This window comes from Streptomyces sp. NRRL WC-3626, from assembly GCF_000718785.1.
Classification (GTDB): domain Bacteria; phylum Actinomycetota; class Actinomycetes; order Streptomycetales; family Streptomycetaceae; genus Streptomyces; species Streptomyces edwardsiae.
Window position 1 is genome coordinate 146,230 of the sequence record NZ_JOCA01000004.1, and the last position, 18,460, is coordinate 164,689.

18 protein-coding genes are annotated in these 18,460 nt (G+C 72.0%); 9 read left to right on the top strand and 9 right to left on the bottom strand.

The features are described 5' to 3' along the window. The first annotated feature begins 35 nt into the window (after positions 1–35). Positions 36–2,060, top strand: coding sequence for a PTS fructose transporter subunit IIABC (locus tag IF28_RS0108385; RefSeq protein WP_030216162.1), 2,025 nt, complete (start codon positions 36–38; stop codon positions 2,058–2,060). 116 nt (positions 2,061–2,176) lie between these two features. Then, positions 2,177–2,458 (top strand): hypothetical protein, encoded by a 282-nt coding sequence (locus tag IF28_RS0108390; RefSeq protein ID WP_030216164.1) that lies wholly within the window; start codon positions 2,177–2,179, stop codon positions 2,456–2,458. A gap of 10 nt (positions 2,459–2,468) precedes the next feature. Here the strand turns inward: IF28_RS0108390 and IF28_RS0108395 are convergent, their stop codons facing one another. Both IF28_RS0108395 and IF28_RS0108400 read right to left on the bottom strand, forming a co-directional pair. After that, a complete protein-coding gene (locus IF28_RS0108395; protein ID WP_030216166.1) occupies positions 2,469–3,215 on the bottom strand; it encodes a DUF6227 family protein in 747 nt (248 codons plus the stop codon). Positions 3,216–3,422: 207 nt separating this feature from the next. Further along, positions 3,423–4,451 carry a P1 family peptidase gene (locus IF28_RS0108400; protein WP_030216168.1) on the bottom strand — a complete coding sequence of 343 codons (1,029 nt, stop codon included), beginning with the start codon at positions 4,449–4,451 and terminating at the stop codon, positions 3,423–3,425. A 44-nt stretch (positions 4,452–4,495) separates the two neighbouring features. Here IF28_RS0108400 and IF28_RS38540 point away from each other — a divergent pair, with 44 nt between their 5' ends. After that, a complete protein-coding gene (locus IF28_RS38540; RefSeq protein WP_106982015.1) occupies positions 4,496–4,672 on the top strand; it encodes a hypothetical protein in 177 nt (58 codons plus the stop codon). A gap of 22 nt (positions 4,673–4,694) precedes the next feature. Here IF28_RS38540 and mscL read toward each other — a convergent pair whose 3' ends face one another. From mscL to IF28_RS0108435, 6 genes are all read right to left on the bottom strand, one after another. Further along, entirely contained in the window at positions 4,695–5,177 is a 483-nt protein-coding gene (mscL, locus tag IF28_RS0108410; protein ID WP_030216171.1) for a large conductance mechanosensitive channel protein MscL, read from the bottom strand. Between the two features lie 129 nt (positions 5,178–5,306). Further along, complete coding sequence (locus IF28_RS0108415; RefSeq protein ID WP_078621001.1) at positions 5,307–5,888, bottom strand: hypothetical protein; 582 nt, start codon at positions 5,886–5,888, stop codon at positions 5,307–5,309. A gap of 144 nt (positions 5,889–6,032) precedes the next feature. Continuing rightward, entirely contained in the window at positions 6,033–6,875 is an 843-nt protein-coding gene (locus IF28_RS0108420; protein ID WP_030216181.1) for an S-methyl-5'-thioadenosine phosphorylase, read from the bottom strand. 78 nt (positions 6,876–6,953) lie between these two features. Next, positions 6,954–7,289 (bottom strand): FmdB family zinc ribbon protein, encoded by a 336-nt coding sequence (locus tag IF28_RS37595; protein WP_030216182.1) that lies wholly within the window; start codon positions 7,287–7,289, stop codon positions 6,954–6,956. A gap of 67 nt (positions 7,290–7,356) precedes the next feature. Continuing rightward, entirely contained in the window at positions 7,357–8,640 is a 1,284-nt protein-coding gene (locus tag IF28_RS0108430; RefSeq protein WP_030216184.1) for an MFS transporter, read from the bottom strand. A 226-nt stretch (positions 8,641–8,866) separates the two neighbouring features. Then, on the bottom strand, positions 8,867–10,399 hold the full coding sequence (locus tag IF28_RS0108435) for a potassium/proton antiporter (protein ID WP_030216187.1): 1,533 nt from the start codon (positions 10,397–10,399) through the stop codon (positions 8,867–8,869). A 237-nt stretch (positions 10,400–10,636) separates the two neighbouring features. On the opposite strand from IF28_RS0108435, the gene IF28_RS0108440 reads away from it, so the two are divergent. Next, positions 10,637–13,462: a penicillin acylase family protein gene (locus IF28_RS0108440; RefSeq protein ID WP_030216188.1), complete on the top strand. Its 2,826-nt coding sequence runs from the start codon at positions 10,637–10,639 to the stop codon at positions 13,460–13,462. Positions 13,463–13,561: 99 nt separating this feature from the next. On the opposite strand, the gene IF28_RS0108445 is transcribed toward IF28_RS0108440, so the two are convergent. Continuing rightward, the gene (locus IF28_RS0108445) at positions 13,562–14,176 is read right to left on the bottom strand and encodes a 5-formyltetrahydrofolate cyclo-ligase (RefSeq protein WP_030216189.1); all 615 of its coding nucleotides are present in this window, start codon (positions 14,174–14,176) and stop codon (positions 13,562–13,564) included. Positions 14,177–14,268: 92 nt separating this feature from the next. On the opposite strand from IF28_RS0108445, the gene galU reads away from it, so the two are divergent. From galU to IF28_RS0108470, 5 genes are all read left to right on the top strand, one after another. Continuing rightward, positions 14,269–15,180, top strand: coding sequence for a UTP--glucose-1-phosphate uridylyltransferase GalU (gene galU / locus IF28_RS0108450; protein WP_030216190.1), 912 nt, complete (start codon positions 14,269–14,271; stop codon positions 15,178–15,180). After that, positions 15,177–16,499, top strand: a complete 1,323-nt coding sequence (gene glp, locus IF28_RS0108455) for a gephyrin-like molybdotransferase Glp (RefSeq protein WP_030216191.1) — start codon at positions 15,177–15,179, stop codon at positions 16,497–16,499. The genes galU and glp overlap by 4 nt, the downstream gene beginning before the upstream one ends. 86 nt (positions 16,500–16,585) lie before the next feature. Beyond that, positions 16,586–17,098, top strand: a complete 513-nt coding sequence (gene moaC / locus IF28_RS0108460) for a cyclic pyranopterin monophosphate synthase MoaC (protein ID WP_030216192.1) — start codon at positions 16,586–16,588, stop codon at positions 17,096–17,098. Then, positions 17,095–17,637: a MogA/MoaB family molybdenum cofactor biosynthesis protein gene (locus IF28_RS0108465; protein ID WP_051713679.1), complete on the top strand. Its 543-nt coding sequence runs from the start codon at positions 17,095–17,097 to the stop codon at positions 17,635–17,637. The genes moaC and IF28_RS0108465 overlap by 4 nt, the downstream gene beginning before the upstream one ends. Before the next feature lie 20 nt (positions 17,638–17,657). Continuing rightward, positions 17,658–18,317, top strand: a complete 660-nt coding sequence (locus tag IF28_RS0108470; RefSeq protein ID WP_037892843.1) for a GNAT family N-acetyltransferase — start codon at positions 17,658–17,660, stop codon at positions 18,315–18,317. The last annotated feature ends 143 nt before the right edge of the window (positions 18,318–18,460 follow it).

An 18,460-nucleotide genomic window follows, 5' to 3' on the forward strand; every position in this document is an offset into this window, starting at 1 on the left:
GCTGTACGGGCGCTATGCGTGCGAAGGAGCCCGCGATGAGTGACCTGATCACCGCGGAACTGGTCGACCTCGACCTGTCCGCCGAGACCAAGGAGGCGGCGGCGCGTGCCCTCGCCGAGCGCATGGTGGCCCTGGGCCGGGTGACCGACCTGGACGGCTTCCTCGCCCACGTCGCCGCCCGCGAGGCGCAGATGCCGACCGGCCTCGACGGCGGCATCGGCATCCCGCACTGCCGCAGTGAGCACGTCACCGAGCCCACGCTCGCCTTCGGACGCAGCACCGCCGGGATCGACTTCGGGGCGGCGGACGGACCCGCCGACCTGATCTTCCTCATCGCCGCTCCGGCCGGCGCGGACGACGCCCATCTGACGATCCTGTCGTCGCTGGCCCGGCAGCTCATGGACACCGGGTTCACCGACGCGCTGCGGTCCGTGACCGGCGCGGACGCGGCGGCCGCGCTGATCCGGGGCGAAGAGGCCGGCTCCGAGGACTCCGTGACGGCGCCGGCGGCGGCCTCCGCCGGCGCCGCCACGGGCACCACCGCTCCCGAGGCGGACCGCCCCTTCCGGGTCGTCGCCGTCACCTCCTGCCCCACCGGCATCGCCCACACCTACATGGCGGCCGAGTCCCTGGAGAACGCCGGCCGGGACGCCGGCATCGAGATCACCGTCGAGACCCAGGGCTCCGCCGGGTTCACCCGGCTCGACCCGGCCGTGATCGCGGCGGCCGACGGCGTGATCTTCGCCCACGACGTGCCCGTACGGGAGAAGGACCGCTTCGCGGGCAAGCCCACCGTCGACACCGGCGTCAAGGCGGCCATCAACCGCCCCGCCGAGCTGATCGGCGAGGTGCGCGGCAAGGCGGAGCGGGGCGAGGCCACCGCGGCCGCGTCCGGCGGTACGCCCGTCGAGCGGACCGGCGACAGCGGCGAGGGCTACGGCACCAAGCTGCGCAAGTGGCTCATGTCCGGCGTCAGTTACATGGTGCCGTTCGTCGCGGCGGGCGGTCTGCTGATCGCCCTCGGCTTCGCGATCGGCGGCTACGACATCAACGAGGCGCCCTCGGTGATGGACCACTTCGTGTGGACCCAGGCCGCCAGCTGGGGTGCCCTGCTCTTCCAGATCGGCGGCGTCGCCTTCGGCTTCCTCGTCCCGGTCCTGGCCGGCTACATCGCCTACGGCATGGCCGACCGGCCCGGCCTCGTGCCCGGCTTCGTCGGCGGCGCGATCTCCCTCACCATCAACGCCGGCTTCCTCGGCGGCCTCGCGGCCGGTCTGATCGCCGGTGGCGTGGTGATCGCGATCCAGAAGGTGCGCATCCCGGCGGCACTGCGCGGCATCATGCCCGTGGTGGTGATCCCGCTGATCTCCGCCGCTGTCGTCGGGTTCCTGATGTTCGTCGTCATCGGCAAGCCGATCGCCGAGGCCCAGAAGGGCATGACGGACTGGCTGAACGGCCTCACCGGCACCAACGCCGTCCTCCTCGGCGCCCTCCTCGGCCTGATGATGTGCTTCGACCTCGGCGGCCCGGTCAACAAGGTCGCCTACACCTTCGCCACCGCCGGGATCGCCGTCGCGAGCCCCAGCGACTCCGCGATGAAGATCATGGCCGCGGTGATGGCGGCCGGCATGGTGCCGCCGCTGGCGATGGCCCTGGCCACCACGGTCCGCGGCAAGCTCTTCAACCGGACCGAGCGCGAGAACGGCAAGGCCGCCTGGGTGCTGGGCGCCTCCTTCATCTCCGAGGGCGCGATCCCGTTCGCCGCCGCCGACCCGCTGCGGGTGATCCCCGCGTCGATGGCGGGCGGCGCGGTCACCGGCGCCCTGTCGATGGCCTTCGGCGCCACCTTGCGCGCCCCGCACGGCGGCATCTTCGTGGTCCCGCTGATCGGCAACCCCTTCCTCTACCTGGTCGCCATCGCCGCGGGCGTCGGCGTCACCACCGCCCTGGTGGTCGTCCTCAAGGGACTGCGCAAGCCGGCCGCCGGGGCCGGTGCGGGGACGGCGGGAGCGGGTGCTCCGGCGCCGTCCGCCGAGGCCAGGGAGCCGGTGGCCGCGTAACGATACGGCGGTGCGTCCGTTTGGGTAGGTGTGGGCATTTCATGCCTACTGCGATATAGATCACCATCATCACGATCCGGGGTCAAAGCCCCGGATCGTGGTGTGTACTGGGCCGCATGCCTGAGTACAAGACACTCTCGCGGACGACGGGCGCCACCGTCCTCACGCTGGTGGCCGTGGCCTGCGCGGCGGGTCTGGCCGATGTCCTGCGACGTCGACGCGGGCGGCCGCGCGCACACCGGCCCGTCGAAACGGTCCCACGGCAGCACACGCCCCACGGCGTCCCGGTGATCCCACGCCAGCGGCGGACGGGCCCCGACGGGGAGGCCGTACGGCTCACCCCGGCGGAGCGCGACGCGTTCGCCGTGCTGGTGCGGCACCTCAGCGAAGGGGACTGAGCCGGCCGCGTCAGAAGACCTGGGCCGCCCGGCGCTCCATCGCGTCCCGCGCCGCGTCCTCGCTGCCGTACACCTCGCACATGTGCCGTCCGTCGGGCGTGACCGTGTGCTCGACCTCCCACAGGGAGAGCTCACCGCCGTCACCGAGCAGGAACGCGTGCTCGTAGAGCGAGAAGGACAGTCCCGGGCGGCCCGCGCGGGACGGGCGGCCGAAGGCCTGGGTGATCCGGTGGGCGCGCGCCGTGGCCAGCCGCGCGGCCGTCTCCCCGCCCGGCCGGTCCGTGTTCTCCGCCCGGCGCAGTAAGCGCCGCGCGTGATCCGCCGACCGGTCCGGCACATACACCTGTCGCAGGGCGGGCGGCGGCGACAGCCGTATCGTCACCGGCAGTTCGAAGTCCGGGGTGTCCGGCGGCAACGGCAGCCGCGCCGTGGCCGTGCGCAGCTCCTCCTCGTCCACATACACCTCGTGCTGCGGCTCCGCCCCGGGGGCCGTGTTGTGCACGAGCTCCCAGAGCGTCAGCGCCGAACCGTCGGCGAGCAGCCAGGTGTGCCGGTACGTCTCCCGGTGCAGCCCCGCGCTGTGGTGCGCGGAGTGCAGCGAACCGTCGTGCGCCAGCGCGCAGTCCAGCCGGCTGATCGTCTCGTCGGGCAACTCGAAGGAGTTCAGCGCACGTCCGAGGAAACGCGCGAGGTGTTCCTCCGGAGTCTCGGGTGAGTCGGGTGGTTCGTACGCTGGAGTGTCGTACGGAACGCTCAAGGTTTCTCCCGGCGTTGCTGCATGTCACCTTGTGGGTGCATACCGTAGCCCCTCGGCCGGACATCGTGTCCGGGAACCGAGGAAACGTATGGCCGGAAAACGCGCGGGTGACGCGAGAAGTTCCCGGCCCGGCCCGGCAGGACGTCAATAGTTCCTGATCGGACGGCACTTCGGCAGCCGATCGACGGTTCTTTCTCCGTTTCTCCTTCAGTGTTCGCCGTACAGCTCCCCGTACGACGGCCATGCCCCGCCCGGACCGTCCACCGGGGCGGCGGCACGGACCGCCCGGACGATCGCGCGGGTCACCAGGTCCGCGCCCGCCGCCAGGACCTCGTTCAGCGCGAGGGGGTTCGCCGCGTCCAGCGGGCGGGCGCCCGTGGCCAGGGTGAACACGGTGTCTCCGTCGCTGAGCAGATGCACCGGCCGTACCGCCCGCGCGATCCCGTCGTGCGCGGTGCCGGCCAGCTTCTGCGCCTGCGCCTTGGACAGGCCGGCGTCGGTGGCGACCACCGCGAGCGTGGTGTTCAGCGGCGGCACCCCGTTGCGCTCCGCCGTGCGTGCCAGCCGTCGCAGCGCGGCCTCGTGCACCTCCGGCTCCGGATGGCGCACCCTTCCCTGGAACAACTCCCCGTACAGCACCCCCGTTTCCGGATCCGTCACGGACCCCGCCGCGTTCGCCACCACCAGCGCGGCCACCGTGATCCCCGACTCCAGCACCGTGCTCGCGGTGCCGATGCCGCCCTTCAGCTGCCCGGCCACCGCGCCCGTGCCGGCGCCCACACAGCCCTGCGGCACCGGGCCGCCGTGCTCGCTCGCCGCCGCGGCCTCCACCGCGGCCCGGCCGGTGGCGGCGTCGGGCCTGGCCCGGAAGTCGCCGCCGCGGCCCAGATCGAAGACACAGGCGGCCGGCACCACCGGCACCACATGGGCCGGATCCGGTCCGACCCGCACGCCGCGTCCGCGCTCCTCCAGCCAGGCCATCACCCCGGAGGCCGCGTCGAGCCCGTACGCGCTGCCCCCGGTCAGCACGATCGCCTCGGCCCTCTGCACCAGGTTGCGCGGATCGAGCGCGTCGGTCTCCTTCGTGCCGGGCCCGCCGCCGCGTACGTCCACCGCGGCCACGGCCCCGCCCTCGGGCGCGAGCACCACCGTGGTGCCGGTGAGCCATCCGCCGCCGGTACGCGTCGCGTGTCCCACACGCAGGCCGGCCACATCCGTCAGAGCGTCAGCTGTCATGGGGCCAGTACTGCCCGGTCGGGGGCGGCCGTACCCTGGACGGTATGAGCATCGCCCCCGATCCCCGCCCGCGTGAGACCGAGCCGGCGCTGGTCTTCGACGACCCGCTGGACCAGCAGTCCGCGGACGACACGGACCGCGGGTGGGGCGACCGCCCGTCCGGCGACAGCGCCGCCGATCTCAAGCGCTTCCTCGACGAGAAGCCGCCCCACCACATCTGACCCGCCCGCGGGCGCGCCGCTTCTACCGCTCGCCCGGGCCCTGGCCCTGGCCCTGGCCGCGCTGGGCGACGAGGGTGTCGCGGATCTCCTTGAGTACTTCCAGCTCGCTGATCTCGACGATCTCCTGCGTGCCCTCCTTCGCCTTCCGGCGGGCCTCCACGCGGGCCAGGTACTTCGCCATGGGCAGCACCATCAGGAAGTAGACGACCGCCGCCGTGATCACGAACTGCAGCGTCGCCCCGAGGACCGAGCCCCACATGATCGTGACGCCCGTCGCGGTGTCGCCGGTGCCCTCGCAGGGGCCCTTCAGACACGAGCTGTAGCTGTCCAGGTTCTTGGTGCCGAAGGCGCCCACCAGCGGATTGATGACGCCCTTCACGACCGCGTTGACGATGTTCGTGAAGGCGGCACCGATGACCACCGCAACAGCCAGATCGACGACGTTCCCGCGCATCAGGAAGGCCTTGAAGCCCTGCCACACGCTCGTCTTTCCGTTGTCGCTCACCGCGGACCCTCATCTCTTGTGCACAGGCTGTGGAACAAAACGTTCCGCAACATACGTCACCCCCCGGCGGACGTGTCCAGTCGGATCGTCCCGAGCAGGAGGCCGACGCCTGTGAGAAACGCGACACGGTCACCACATCGTCACCGCCAGCCGGGCCGTGACACCCGCCCCCGCCAGACCGGACGCGGCGCCGCGCGGCACCGACAGCACGACCAGCGCACCGGCGTCGCCCGCGTCCCGCGCCGGCTCCGGCACCTCGGTCACCCGAGCCCCGCGCGCGACCACACGGGCCCCGCCCCCGGACACCGACTCCTCGGCGGCGATCACGTCCACCCGGTCGCCCGGCCGCAGCAGCCGGACCGTGGCCGCGTCGGCGATCCGCACCGCCGTCGTGACCTCCGCGCCGGGGCGCTCCCGTGCCGGGCGGTCCCCGGCGGGCACCGGCGCGGTACGGGCCGCCGGGACCCCGCCGGGATGCCCGCGGGAGCGGTCCGCGTCCCGGGGCCCCGCCGCCACCAGCGCCGCCGCCGTGACCGCGAGACCGACCGCCATGGCCCGCCTCCGGTGCCGTACGAGCCGGTCCGGAAGCGGCAGACCGCCGCGCACCCGCACCGGGGCGAAGTGCGGGACCTCGCACGGCGGAGGCACCTCGGCGCCCGGCGGGCGCGGAACGCGGGAGAGAGGGGGGAGAGGGGAGGGAGGACGGGACACGGGTACCACCACCTGGGACGAGGGACCGGCTTGCGGCTCCCACGATGACGCCTCACGGCGCCGCCCGCCGGGCCCTGTGGACGCACCACGGCCCTGTGGAGAACTCCCCCGCCCGAACGGGACGTTCCGTCCCGCCGTCACCGGCTACGGCAGCGCGAACCCCGGGTCCGTCCCGGCCAGCGCCGACGCGCACGGGCAGTCCCGTTCCGCCGTCTCCGGCAGCCCGGCGACCGCGTCGAAGAGCACGTCCCGCAACCGGTCCACGTTGGCCGCGAACACCCGCAGCACCTCTTCGTGGGAGACGCCCTCACCGGTCTCCGCGCCCGCGTCCAGGTCGGTGACCAGGGTCAGGGAGGTGTAGCAGAGCTCCATCTCACGGGCGAGCGCCGCCTCCGGATGCCCGGTCATGCCCACCACCGACCAGCCCTGCGCCTGGTGCCACAGCGATTCGGCGCGGGTGGAGAAGCGCGGCCCCTCGACCACGACCAGCGTGCCGCCGTCCACCGCCTCCCAGTCCCGGCCCCGCGCCGCCTTCAGCGCGGCGGCCCGCCCGGTGGGGCAGTAGGGGTCGGCCAGCGACACGTGCACCACGTTCGGCACCGTGCCGTCGGGCAGCGGCAGCCCGTCGAAGTAGGTGGCCGTCCTGGACTTCGTACGGTCCACGAACTGGTCCGGCACGAGCAGGGTGCCCGGCCCGTACTCGGGCCGCAGACCGCCTACCGCGCACGGCCCGAGGACCTGGCGCACGCCGACCGAACGGAGCGCCCACAGGTTGGCCCGGTAGTTGATCCGGTGCGGCGGCAGATGGTGGCCGCGCCCGTGCCGGGGGAGGAAGGCGACCCGCCGGCCGGCCACCTCGCCGAGGAACAGGGAGTCGCTGGGAGCCCCGTACGGGGTGTCCACCTGGACCTCGGTCACGTCGTCGAGGAAGGAGTAGAAACCGGAGCCGCCGATCACGCCGATCCGGGCGTTCGCCTTGTTCGCCATGTCCCGCACCCTAACCGCACCCGGAAACGCCGAAGACCCCGTCGTCGGAAGACGACAGGGTCCCGTAAGAGAGTGGCCCTACGCGGCGGTGGTGCTGGTGGAACTGCCCGAACCGGACGAGCCGGACGAGGCGGCCGAAGAGCTCGAGCCGGCCGAAGAGCCGGAGCCCGAGTCCGAGGAGGAGGACGTCGACGAGGTGCTCGACGACTTCGACGCCGGCGAGCTGCTCGACGAGGAGCCGCGGCTGTCGTTGCGGTAGAAGCCGGAGCCCTTGAAGACGATGCCGACCGCCGAGAACACCTTCTTCAGGCGGCCCTGGCAGTTGGGGCACTCGGTCAGGGCGTCGTCGGTGAACTTCTGCACCGCCTCGAGGCCCTCGCCGCACTCGGTGCACTGGTACTGGTACGTCGGCACTGTCTTCCTCCTGGCACTCTCACTCGATGAGTGCTAACGACGGTCCATAGTGACGTATTCCGTCGGATCAGTCCACTGCCACGGGATCGCGGTGACCGACGCCACGCGCGACGGTGCGCCCGCGCGGGTGCGCCGCCAGCCGCGAACGCGACGCCAGCAGGGTCACCAGAGCCAGCACCGTACCGGCCATCGGGACCAGGAAACCGGCGCCGCCCCACAGGCGGTCCTCCAGCTGCCCGGCGACCGTGACGGCCGCCGCCTGCCCGAGCGCGACCGCACCGGTCAGCCAGGTGAACGCCTCGGTGCGGGCGCCCGCCGCGACCAGGCTCTCCACCAGCGTGTAGCCGGTGATCAGGGCCGGCGCGATGCACATGCCGACCAGGAGGCCGAGCACGGCCAGCAGCAGGGCCGAATGGGCCGTCCACAGGGCGGACGCGGTCAGCGCGAGCGCCGCGTAACCGATCACCAGGCGCCGCTGCGGGGAGGTTTTCCAGGCGATGGCACCGCAGACGATGCCGGAGATCATGTTCCCCGCGGCGAAGACGCCGTACAGGACGCCGTTCAGTCCGGGCTCGCCGATCGACTGGGTGAACGCGGCCAGCGAGACCTGCATGCCGCCGAAGACGGAACCGATGCCGAGGAACGTCACGATCAGCACCCGCACCCCGGGGACGCGCAGCGCGGAAACGTGCTCCACGCGCGTGTGCCCGTCCCGGCCCGATGCGGGCTGGGTGCCCTTCTGCGCGGCGAACAGCAGACCGCCGACCAGGGTCAGCGCGGCCTCGGTGAGCAGACCCGCGGCCGGGTCGACCGTCGTGCACAGGGCCGTGGCCAGCAGGGGGCCGACGACGAACGTGAACTCGTCGGTGACGGACTCGAAGGCCGCCGCCGTGGTCAGCAGCGGGGAACCCTTCAGCCGCACGCCCCAGCGGGCCCGCACCATGGGTCCGACCTGCGGCACCGAGGCACCCGTCGGCACCGCGGCGGCGAACAGCGCCCACAGCGGCGCGTCGGTCAGCGCCAGCGCCGTGAGGGCCAGTCCGGCCGCCGTGTGCACCAGGACGCCGGGCACGAGGACGGCACGCTGACCGTGCCGGTCGGCGAGACGGCCGCTGTACGGCGCGAACAGCGCCATGGAGACACCGGTGGCGGCGGCCACGGCGCCGGCCGCGCCGTACGAGCCGGTGGTGTGCCGCACCAGCAGCACGATGGAGAGGGTGAGCATCGCGAACGGCTGGCGTGCCGCGAAGCCGGGGAGGAGGAACGTCCACGCGCCGCGTGTGCGCAGCAGCCGGCCGTATCCCGGGCGGGAGGCGGCCGAGTCCTTCGACGTGGTGACCGTGGATGCCACGGCCCGTGCCTTTCTGCCACCTGGTAGCAACCCGCGCGGGAGACGCGGGGGCGCCGAGAGCTGTCCTCTTGCGCTGACTGCGGTAGATACCGGTGCCACAGCTCAGGGCGTGCCGGCCGCCATACGGTCGCGCCAGCTCTGCGTCAGGCAGAGTTGGTTCGATCTGGGGGTCGTCTGCATCGTACAGGGATCACCCCGCCGGTCCGGTGTGAGGACGGGCACGCCCTCAGCGTCCGTCGGGGGACTCCTCGGTGCCCAGCCAGCCCGCCAGCTTGCCGCCCTGGCCCACCGCGCGCAGACGCCGTTCGGCGGCGTCCCGCACCGGGTCGGTGGCGACGACGAGCAGTTCGTCCCCGCGGCGCAGCACCGTCGCCGGCTGCGGCACGAACGACGTGCCCTCGCGGACGACGAGGGTGACGGCGGCGCCCGCGGGCAGCCGCAGCTCGCCGACCTCCACGCCGTGCATCCGGGACCCGGCCGGGATGGCGACCGACAGCAGATGGCCGCGCAGCCGCTCCAGGGGCGCCGACTCGATGCCGAGGTCGGCGGCGGTGTCCCGGCCGAGGCGCAGCTTGCGGGCCAGCCAGGGCAGTGTCGGGCCCTGGATGAGGGTGTAGACGACGACCAGCACGAAGACGATGTTGAAGATCTTCTCGCTGCCGTCGACGCCCTGCACCATGGGGATCGTCGCGAGGATGATGGGCACGGCGCCGCGCAGCCCCGCCCAGGACATCAGCGTCTGCTCCTGCCAGGGCACCCGGAACGGCATCAGGCACACCACGACGCTGAGCGGGCGGGCCACCATGGTGAGCGCCAGCCCGATGACCAGGGCGGGCACGATGTCGTCGCCCAGTTCGTGCGGGGTGACGAGCAGGCCGAGCAGGACGAACATGCCGATCTGGGCGAGCCAGCCGAGCCCTTCGGCGAAGCCGCGTGTGGCGGGCCAGTGCGGCAGTTTGGCGTTGCCGAGCACCATGGAGGCGAGGTAGACGGCGAGGAAGCCGCTGCCGTGGGCGAGGGCGCCGGCGGCGTAGGCGGTGACGGCGATGGCCATGACGGCGATCGGGTAGAGGCCGGACGCGGGCAGCGCCACGTGCCGCAGGCCCCAGGAGCCGAGCCAGCCGACGGCGAGCCCGATGGCGGCGCCGATGGCCAGCTCCAGGACTATCTCGCCGAGCAGCACGTACCAGTGCTCGATCGGTCCGGCCGAGGAGAAGGCGACGACGAGGATGACGACGGGAGCGTCGTTGAAACCGGACTCCGCCTCCAGCGCGCCGGTCACCCGCGTGGGGAGCGGGATCCTCCGCAGCACCGAGAAGACGGCAGCCGCGTCCGTCGACGACACCACCGCGCCGATGATCAGCGCCTGCCGCCACTCCAGCCCGACCAGGAAGTGCGCGGCCGACGCCGTCACGCCGACGCTCACCGCGACACCGGTCAGCGCGAGCGCGGAGGCGGCCGGCAGGACCGGTCTCACCTCTTTCCACTTCGTGCCCAGACCGCCCTCGGCGAGGATCACGACCAGGGCCGCGTAGCCGATGACCTGGGTCAGTTCGGCGCTGTCGAACTGGATGTCGCCGATGCCGTCCTGGCCCATGGCGATGCCGATGCCCAGATAGACGAGCAGGCTGGGGAGCCCGCTGCGCGAGGAGATCCGGACCGCTGCGACGGCGACGAGCAGGACGATCGAGCAGACGAGCAGGAGCTGGTTGAGGTGGTGGACAGTCAGCGGCCGTTCCCTTCCCTGTCTCAGGCGCACTCGCGCGTGAGCTCACGTACCGCGCGTGCGATCCACCGCTTCCGCGGCAAACTACTTCGTTACCTTACCTAACTCTTGACGCGTTCTTGACGCTCGAGACGGCAAGATCGAACGTCCGTCCGGGCTGGTTCCCTACTCCGCGTCAAGTGCCGCGGGGTCCTGCGCCTATCGTTGCTCCAGCGCTCAGTTAAAAGCACAGCCCGACCTGCCGCTCGCGTTAGGACAGCAAGGACAGCGATGCCCACCGACACCACCGCCTCCACGGGTCAGCAGGCCGGCGCCTCCGCGGAGCAGCCCGGCACGTCCGGCAGGAAGAAGGGGCGCAGAGGCAGACTGTTTCTGATCGTCCTGGTGCTGGCCCTGATCGGCGGTCTCGCCTATGGGGGCTACTGGACGGTCAGTACCGTGCGCGCCTCCTTCCCGCAGACCAGCGGTTCGATCACCCTGCCGGGACTGGCCGGACCCGTCGACGTCAAACGGGACGGCTACGGCATCCCGCAGATCTACGCGTCCTCCGACGAGGACCTGTTCATGGCGCAGGGCTATGTCCAGGCGCAGGACCGGTTCTACGAGATGGACGTGCGCCGGCACATGACCGCCGGCCGGCTCTCGGAGATGTTCGGCGCGGGCCAGGTCGACAACGACGAGTTCCTGCGCACCCTGGGCTGGGACCGGGTCGCGAAGGAGGAGTACGACAAGAAGCTCTCCCCCGCCACGAAGGAGTACCTCCAGGCGTACGCCAAGGGGGTCAACGCCTATCTGGAGGGCAAGGAGGGCAAGGAGATCTCGCTGGAGTACGCGGCGCTGGGCTTCGAGAACGACTACAAGCCCGGCGAGTGGACCCCGGTCGACTCCGTGGCCTGGCTGAAGGCGATGGCCTGGGACCTGCGCGGCAACATGCAGGACGAGATCGACCGCGCGCTGATGACCAGCCGCCTCGGCCCGAAGCAGATCGCCGACCTGTACCCGGCCTACCCGTACAGCCGGAACAAGCCGGTGGTCCAGGAGGGCCAGTACGACCAGATCACCGGGGCGTACGAGCAGGGCGAGAGCACGGGCGGAACGGGAACGGGCACAGGGACGGGCACAGGGACCGGGACCGGTACGGAGACGGGCACCGGGACGGGCACCGGCACCGGGACGGGCACGGGCACCGGCACCGGGACCGGTCTGGAGAGCCAGCTCACCGGTCTCCAGCAGGTCCTCCAGGACCTCCCCACCGCCGTCGGCGTCAACGGCGACGGGATCGGCTCCAACTCCTGGGTGGTCGCCGGGCGGCACACCATCACCGGCAAGCCGCTGCTCGCCAACGACCCGCACCTGTCGGCCTCGCTGCCGTCCGTCTGGTACCAGATGGGCCTGCACTGCCGCGAGGTCTCCGCCGACTGCCAGTACGACGTCACCGGCTACACCTTCGCGGGCATGCCCGGCGTGATCATCGGCCACAACCAGGAGATCGCCTGGGGCCTGACCAACTCCGGCGTCGACGTCACCGACCTCTACCTGGAGAAGATCACCGGCGACGGCTACCAGTACGACGGCAAGGTGGTGCCGTTCAAGACGCGCGAGGAGACCATCGAGGTCGCCGGCGGCAAGGCGCGGAAGATCGTCGTACGGGAGACCGGCAACGGTCCTCTGCTCTCCGACCGTTCCGGCGATCTCGTCAAGACCGGCAAGAAGGCCACCGTGGACAGCGCCGCCCCCGACCGGGGCGACGGCTACGGCGTCGCGCTGCGCTGGACCGCCCTGGACGCCGGCCGCACCATGGACTCCGTCTTCGCGATCAACCGCGCGAAGGACTGGGACGACTTCCGTGAGGCGGCCACCCTCTTCGAGGTGCCCTCGCAGAACCTGGTCTTCGCGGACACCGAGGGCGACATCGGCTACACCCTCCCCGGGAAGATCCCCACCCGCGCGGAGAACCACGACGGTTCCGTCCCCGCCCCCGGCTGGGACCCCGACTACGAGTGGACCGGCTGGATCGAGCAGGACGCGCTGCCCTACGAGTACAACCCGGACCGGGGCTACATCGTCACCGCCAACCAGGCCGTCGTCGGCAAGGACTACCCGTACACGCTGACCACCGACTGGGGTTACGGCGCCCGCAGCCAGCGGATCACCGACCTGATCAAGTCGAAGATCAAGGACGGCGGCAAGATCTCCACCGACGACATGCGCCAGATGCAGCTGGACAACTTCAGCTCCATCGCGCAGACGCTGGTGCCCGAGCTGATCAAGATCGACACCGAGGACAAGGACGTCCGCGAGGCCCAGAAGCTGCTGGAGGGCTGGGACTACACCCAGGACGCCGACTCCGCGGCCGCCGCGTACTTCAACTCCGTGTGGCGCAACATCCTCAAGCTCGCCTTCGGCCACAAGCTGCCCAAGGAGCTGCGGGTCAAGGGCCAGTGCCTGTGGGTCGACCCGGTCAACAACACCGGGCCCGCCGACCAGGCGGACAAGGTCCGCGAATGCGGCCAGCGCGCCGCCGACCAGGCGCAGCCCGACGGCGGCGACCGCTGGTTCGAGGTGGTGCGCCAGCTGATGGACAAGGAGGACAGCTCCTGGTGGAAGACGCCCAAGGCGGGCACGCGTCCCGCCGCGGACAACCGTGACGAGCTGTTCAAGCGTGCCCTGATCGACGCCCGCTGGGAGCTGACCGCCAAGCTCGGCAAGGACATCGACACCTGGAGCTGGGGCCGGCTGCACCGCCTGTTCCTGAAGAACCAGACGCTCGGCACCGAGGGCCCGGGCTTCCTGCAGTACATGCTCAACCGCGGCCCGTGGAAGCTCGGCGGCGGCGAGGCCACCGTCAACGCGACCGGCTGGAACGCCGCCGGCGGCTACGGCGTCGTGTGGGTGCCGTCCATGCGGATGGTGGTCAACCTCGGCGACCTCGACAAGTCCCGCTGGATCAACCTCACCGGCGCCTCCGGGCACGCCTACAGCGCCCACTACGTCGACCAGACGGAGAAGTGGGCCGAGGGCGAGCTGCTGGAGTGGTCGTACTCGCAGAAGGCGGTCGAGGACAGCACCAGCGACACGCTGCAGCTGAAGCCCTGACCCCCGCCCCGCCTGCCGGAAGCGGCCCCCACGCACACGCGTGGGGGCCGCTTCCGCGTGCGCGGGCGGGCTCGGCGATCCGCTTCCGCGTGCGCGGGCTCAGCGGAAGCGCCGTACCCCCGACGGGGTGACCACCGCGTGCACCGGCCGGTCGTGGGGCTCCTCCGGAACCCGCTCGACCACCTCGGTGTCGTACAGCAGCACCACCAGGGCCGGGTGTACGCCCGCGCGGTCGAGGCGGGCGAGGACACGGTCGTACGAGCCGCCGCCGCGGCCCAGGCGCATGCCGCGCGTGTCGACGGCGAGGCCCGGCAGCAGCACCACGTCCGCCTCCGTGACGGCGTCGGGCCCCAGACGCGGCCCCCCGGGCTCGAGGAGGGCCATTTTCCCGCCATGTCGCACGCGCGTGAGCGAGCCCTCGCCCTCGTACACGCCCCAGTCCAGGTCGTTGTCGGGCAGCAGCACGGGCAGCAGGACGCGTGTGCCCCGCGCGTGGAGCGTGTCGAGGAGCGTGAGGGTGCCGGGTTCACCGCCCACGGAGACGTACGCCACGACCGTGCGCGCGTGCGCCAGTTCGGGCAGGGCGAGGGCCCGCCGGGCCAGCGCGGCCGCGGACTCCCGCACGTCATCGGCCGACAGCCCGTTCCTCGCCGCGAGGATTCCCCGGCGCCGTACACGCTTGTCGGGGTCGTTCGCGCGCTCGTCGTGTCTCAAGTCCGTCCCCGTACCGTTGCAATGTGCTCATATGAGCCGTTATTCATCGGAGCCTCAGATTCCCTGCAAAGGGGCCCGATATGGTGGCGGGCATGTCTCAGTCACACCCTCGGATCAGCAAGGCTGTCATCCCCGCAGCCGGCCTCGGCACCCGGTTCCTGCCGGCCACCAAGGCCACTCCCAAGGAGATGCTGCCGGTCGTCGACAAGCCGGCGATCCAGTACGTGGTCGAAGAGGCCGTTTCCGCCGGCCTGGACGACGTCCTCATGGTCACCGGCCGCAACAAGCGCCCTCTGGAGGACCATTTCGACCGCAATTACGAACTGGAGTCGGCCCTCCAGAAGAAGGGCGACGCCGGCCGTCTCGCCAAGGTCCAGGAATCCAGCGACCTGGCCACCATGCACTACGTCCGCCAGGGCGACCCCAAGGGTCTCGGCCACGCCGTGCTGTGCGCCGCCCCGCACGTGGGCGACGAGCCCTTCGCCGTCCTCCTCGGCGACGACCTGATCGACCCGCGCGACCCCCTGCTCCAGCGCATGATCGACGTCCAGCAGCAGCACGGCGGCAGCGTCGTCGCGCTCATGGAGGTGGCCCCCGAGCAGATCCACCTCTACGGCTCCGCCGCCGTCGAGATCACCGAGGACTCCGACGTCGTCAAGGTCAGCGGCCTCGTCGAGAAGCCCGCCGCCGAGGACGCGCCGTCCAACTACGCCATCATCGGCCGCTACGTCCTCGACCCGGCCGTCTTCGGCATATTGCGCCGGACCGAGCCCGGCCGCGGCGGCGAGATCCAGCTCACCGACGCCCTCCAGCAGCTCGCGGACGACGAGAAGGCAGGCGGCCCGGTGCACGGCGTCGTCTTCAAGGGCCGCCGCTATGACACCGGCGACCGCGGTGACTACCTGCGTGCCATTGTCCGGCTCGCGTGCGAACGTGAGGACCTGGGCCCGGACTTCCGGACCTGGCTCCAGCGATACGTCACCGAGGAGATGCAGGAACGTTGAGCACCGCCGCGCCCCGCACCGCAGGCCCGGACCACCTCTGGTCGGTCGACGAGCACCTGGACGACATCCTCGCGACCGTCCGGCCGCTCGAGCCCATCGAGCTGAACCTCCTCGACGCCCAGGGCTGCGTCCTCGTCGAGGACATCACGGTGGCGGTCTCCCTGCCCCCGTTCGACAACAGCTCCATGGACGGGTACGCGGTGCGGGTCGCGGACGTCGCCGGCGCGAGCGAGCAGTACCCGGCGGCCCTCGAGGTCGTCGGGGACGTCGCCGCCGGCGCGGCCGACCTCCTCCACGTCGGCCCCGGCCAGGCCGCCCGCATCATGACCGGCGCCCCGCTCCCGCCCGGCGCCGAGACCGTCGTCCCCGTCGAGTGGACCGACGGCGGGCTCGGCGAGGGCCCGGCAGCCGGGATGCGCGCCCGCAGCCTGGCCCCCGAGGGCGCCACCGGGCAGGTGAACGTGTACCGCCCGGCCGAGGCACGCGCACACGTGCGCGCGATGGGCAGCGACGTCAGGGCCGGCGACCGCGCCCTGGACGCCGGCACCGTGCTCGGCCCGCCGCAGATCTCCCTGCTCGCCGCGATCGGCCGGGGCACCGTACGGGTGCGTCCGCGCCCGCGCGTGGTGGTGCTCTCCACCGGCAGCGAACTCGTCCAGCCCGACGAGGAACTGCGGTCCGGTCAGATCTACGACTCCAACAGCTTCGCCCTCACCGCCGCCGCGCGGGACGCCGGCGCGATCGCCTACCGGGTGGGCGCCGTCGCCGACGACGCGGCGACCCTGCGGGACACCATCGAGGACCAACTGGTGCGCGCCGACCTGATGGTCACCACCGGCGGTGTGAGCGTCGGGGCGTACGACGTCGTCAAGGAGGCGCTGTCGCACGCCGGGGACGAGGACGAGCCCGGCAGCGGCGTCGAGTTCCGCAAGCTCGCCATGCAGCCGGGCAAGCCCCAGGGCTTCGGCTCCATCGGTCCCGACCACACCCCGCTGCTGGCCCTTCCGGGCAACCCGGTCTCCAGTTACGTCTCCTTCGAGATGTTCGTCCGCCCCGCCATCCGCACCCTGATGGGGCTCACGGACATCCACCGGCCGAGGGTGCGCGCGCAGCTCACCGGGGACCGGGAACTGACCTCGCCGCGCGGCCGCCGCCAGTTCCTGCGCGGCCGGTACGCCGACGGCGCCGTGACCCCGGTCGGCGGCGCCGGCTCCCACCTCGTCGCCGCCCTCGCGCAGGCGAACGCCCTGATCGTCGTCCCCGAGGACGCCCGGTCCGTCGCACCCGGCGCGGAGGTCGACGTGGTCCTGCTCGGCTGAGCACGCGCGGTTGGCGGTACCGTGTCGCGCACAGCAGGCCCGCGCGCCGCACCGCGCCGGGCCAGGACCGGGAGCGCCACACGATCATGACCGTGCCTTCCCGGGGGGACACCCCCGGACCCTCCGACCAGTCCCGCCTGACCCACATCGACGAGGCGGGCGCCGCCCGTATGGTCGACGTGTCCGGCAAGGACGTGACCGCGCGCACCGCGCGGGCGACCGGCCGCGTTCTCGTCTCCCCGCGCGTGATCGAGCTGCTGCGCGGTGAGGGCGTACCCAAGGGCGACGCCCTGGCCACCGCGCGCATCGCGGGCATCATGGGAGCCAAACGCACCCCCGATCTGATCCCGCTGTGTCACCCGCTGTCGGTGTCCGGTGTGAAACTGGACGTGTCGGTCGCGGACGACGCCGTGGAGATCGCGGCGACCGTCCGGACGACGGACCGTACGGGTGTCGAGATGGAGGCGCTCACCGCGGTCTCCGTCGCCGCGCTCACCGTGATCGACATGGTCAAGGCGGTCGACAAGGAGGCGGTCATCACGGACGTACGGGTCGAGGCGAAGACGGGCGGCAGGTCGGGCGACTGGAGCCGGTCATGACACTCGACGCGACCGTCGGCGGCGCGCCGCTCGCGCCGTACAGCGCGCTGGTCGTCACCGCCTCCAACCGGGCCGCCGCGGGCGTCTACGAGGACAAGGGCGGCCCGCTGATCGCGGACGGGCTGCGGCGCTTCGGCTTCGCGGCCGACGGGCCCCGGGTGGTCCCCGACGGCGACCCCGTGGAGGCCGCCCTCCGCGCGGGCGTGGACGCCGGTTACGACGTGATCGTCACCACCGGCGGCACCGGCATCTCACCCACCGACCGCACCCCCGAGGCGACCCGCCGGGTCATCGACCACGAGGTCCCCGGGATCGCGGAGGCCATCCGCGCGTACGGCCGTGACAAGGTGCCCACCGCCGCCCTCTCCCGGGGCCTCGCGGGCGTCGCGAACGGCACGCTCATCGTCAACCTGCCGGGGTCCAGCGGCGGGGTGAAGGACGGACTGGCCGTGCTGGAGCCGCTGCTGAGGCACGCCGTCGACCAGCTGCGCGGCGGGGACCACCCGAGACCGGCCGCCACCGGTGGGGGTGCGAGCTGAACAGCCCACACTGGCCGGCCGTGCTGGTGGACGGCGACATCGTCCTCCGGCCGATAAGGCTGCGCGACCAGAAGGCATGGCGCGAGGTCAACCGGCGCAACCGGGACTGGCTGCGGCCCTGGGAGGCGACGATCCCGCCGCCCACGCCCAGCGGCCCGGTCACCCACCGGCCGACCTACCGTCAGATGGTCCGCCATCTGCGCTCGGAGGCGAACGCGGGCCGGATGCTGCCGTTCGTCATCGAGTACCAGGGCCGTCTCGTCGGCCAGTTGACGGTCGCCGGGATCACCTGGGGCTCGATGTGCTCGGGCCACGTCGGCTACTGGGTGGACCAGGCGGTGGCCGGCCGGGGCGTGGTGCCGACGGCCGTGGCGATGGTCGTGGACCACTGTTTCCGCACGGTCGGACTGCACCGCATCGAGGTCTGCATTCGCCCCGAGAACGCGCCGAGCCGCCGGGTCGTGGAGAAACTCGGATTCCGCGAGGAGGGGCTGCGGCCCCGGTATCTCCACATCGACGGAGCCTGGCGCGACCATCTCGTCTTCGCGCTCACGGCGGAGGAGGCGGCCGACGGTTTGCTCGCCCGCTGGCACCGGGCACGCTCCCAGGGGCGGCCCGGCCATGAGCTGCCCGGACGCGAGCGACGCAACCCGGGAATCCCGCACGGACCGGGAAATTGAATAAACGTTCGAATTTTTTATGGGGATGACCGTCTCCGGGCGCGGAATTTCCGGGTTCAAACGGATGTCTGATCGCATCGATCACAAGAAAAGTTAGAAATATCAGCCAGATCGTGCGACACACCGGCCCAATTGGCGGATGG

What these genes read in the sequence shown, in the direction of transcription:
- galU (WP_030216190.1), top strand. Translation starts at nt 14,269, where the DNA reads ATGTCTCAGTCACACCCTCGGATCAGCAAGGCTGTCATCCCCGCAGCC.
- moaC (WP_030216192.1), top strand. Translation starts at nt 16,586, where the DNA reads ATGACCGTGCCTTCCCGGGGGGACACCCCCGGACCCTCCGACCAGTCC.
- IF28_RS38540 (WP_106982015.1), top strand. Translation starts at nt 4,496, where the DNA reads ATGAGCATCGCCCCCGATCCCCGCCCGCGTGAGACCGAGCCGGCGCTG.
- IF28_RS0108385 (WP_030216162.1), top strand. Translation starts at nt 36, where the DNA reads ATGAGTGACCTGATCACCGCGGAACTGGTCGACCTCGACCTGTCCGCC.
- IF28_RS0108465 (WP_051713679.1), top strand. Translation starts at nt 17,095, where the DNA reads ATGACACTCGACGCGACCGTCGGCGGCGCGCCGCTCGCGCCGTACAGC.
- IF28_RS0108420 (WP_030216181.1), bottom strand. Translation starts at nt 6,875, where the DNA reads ATGGCGAACAAGGCGAACGCCCGGATCGGCGTGATCGGCGGCTCCGGT.
- IF28_RS0108390 (WP_030216164.1), top strand. Translation starts at nt 2,177, where the DNA reads ATGCCTGAGTACAAGACACTCTCGCGGACGACGGGCGCCACCGTCCTC.
- IF28_RS0108440 (WP_030216188.1), top strand. Translation starts at nt 10,637, where the DNA reads ATGCCCACCGACACCACCGCCTCCACGGGTCAGCAGGCCGGCGCCTCC.
- IF28_RS0108400 (WP_030216168.1), bottom strand. Translation starts at nt 4,451, where the DNA reads ATGACAGCTGACGCTCTGACGGATGTGGCCGGCCTGCGTGTGGGACAC.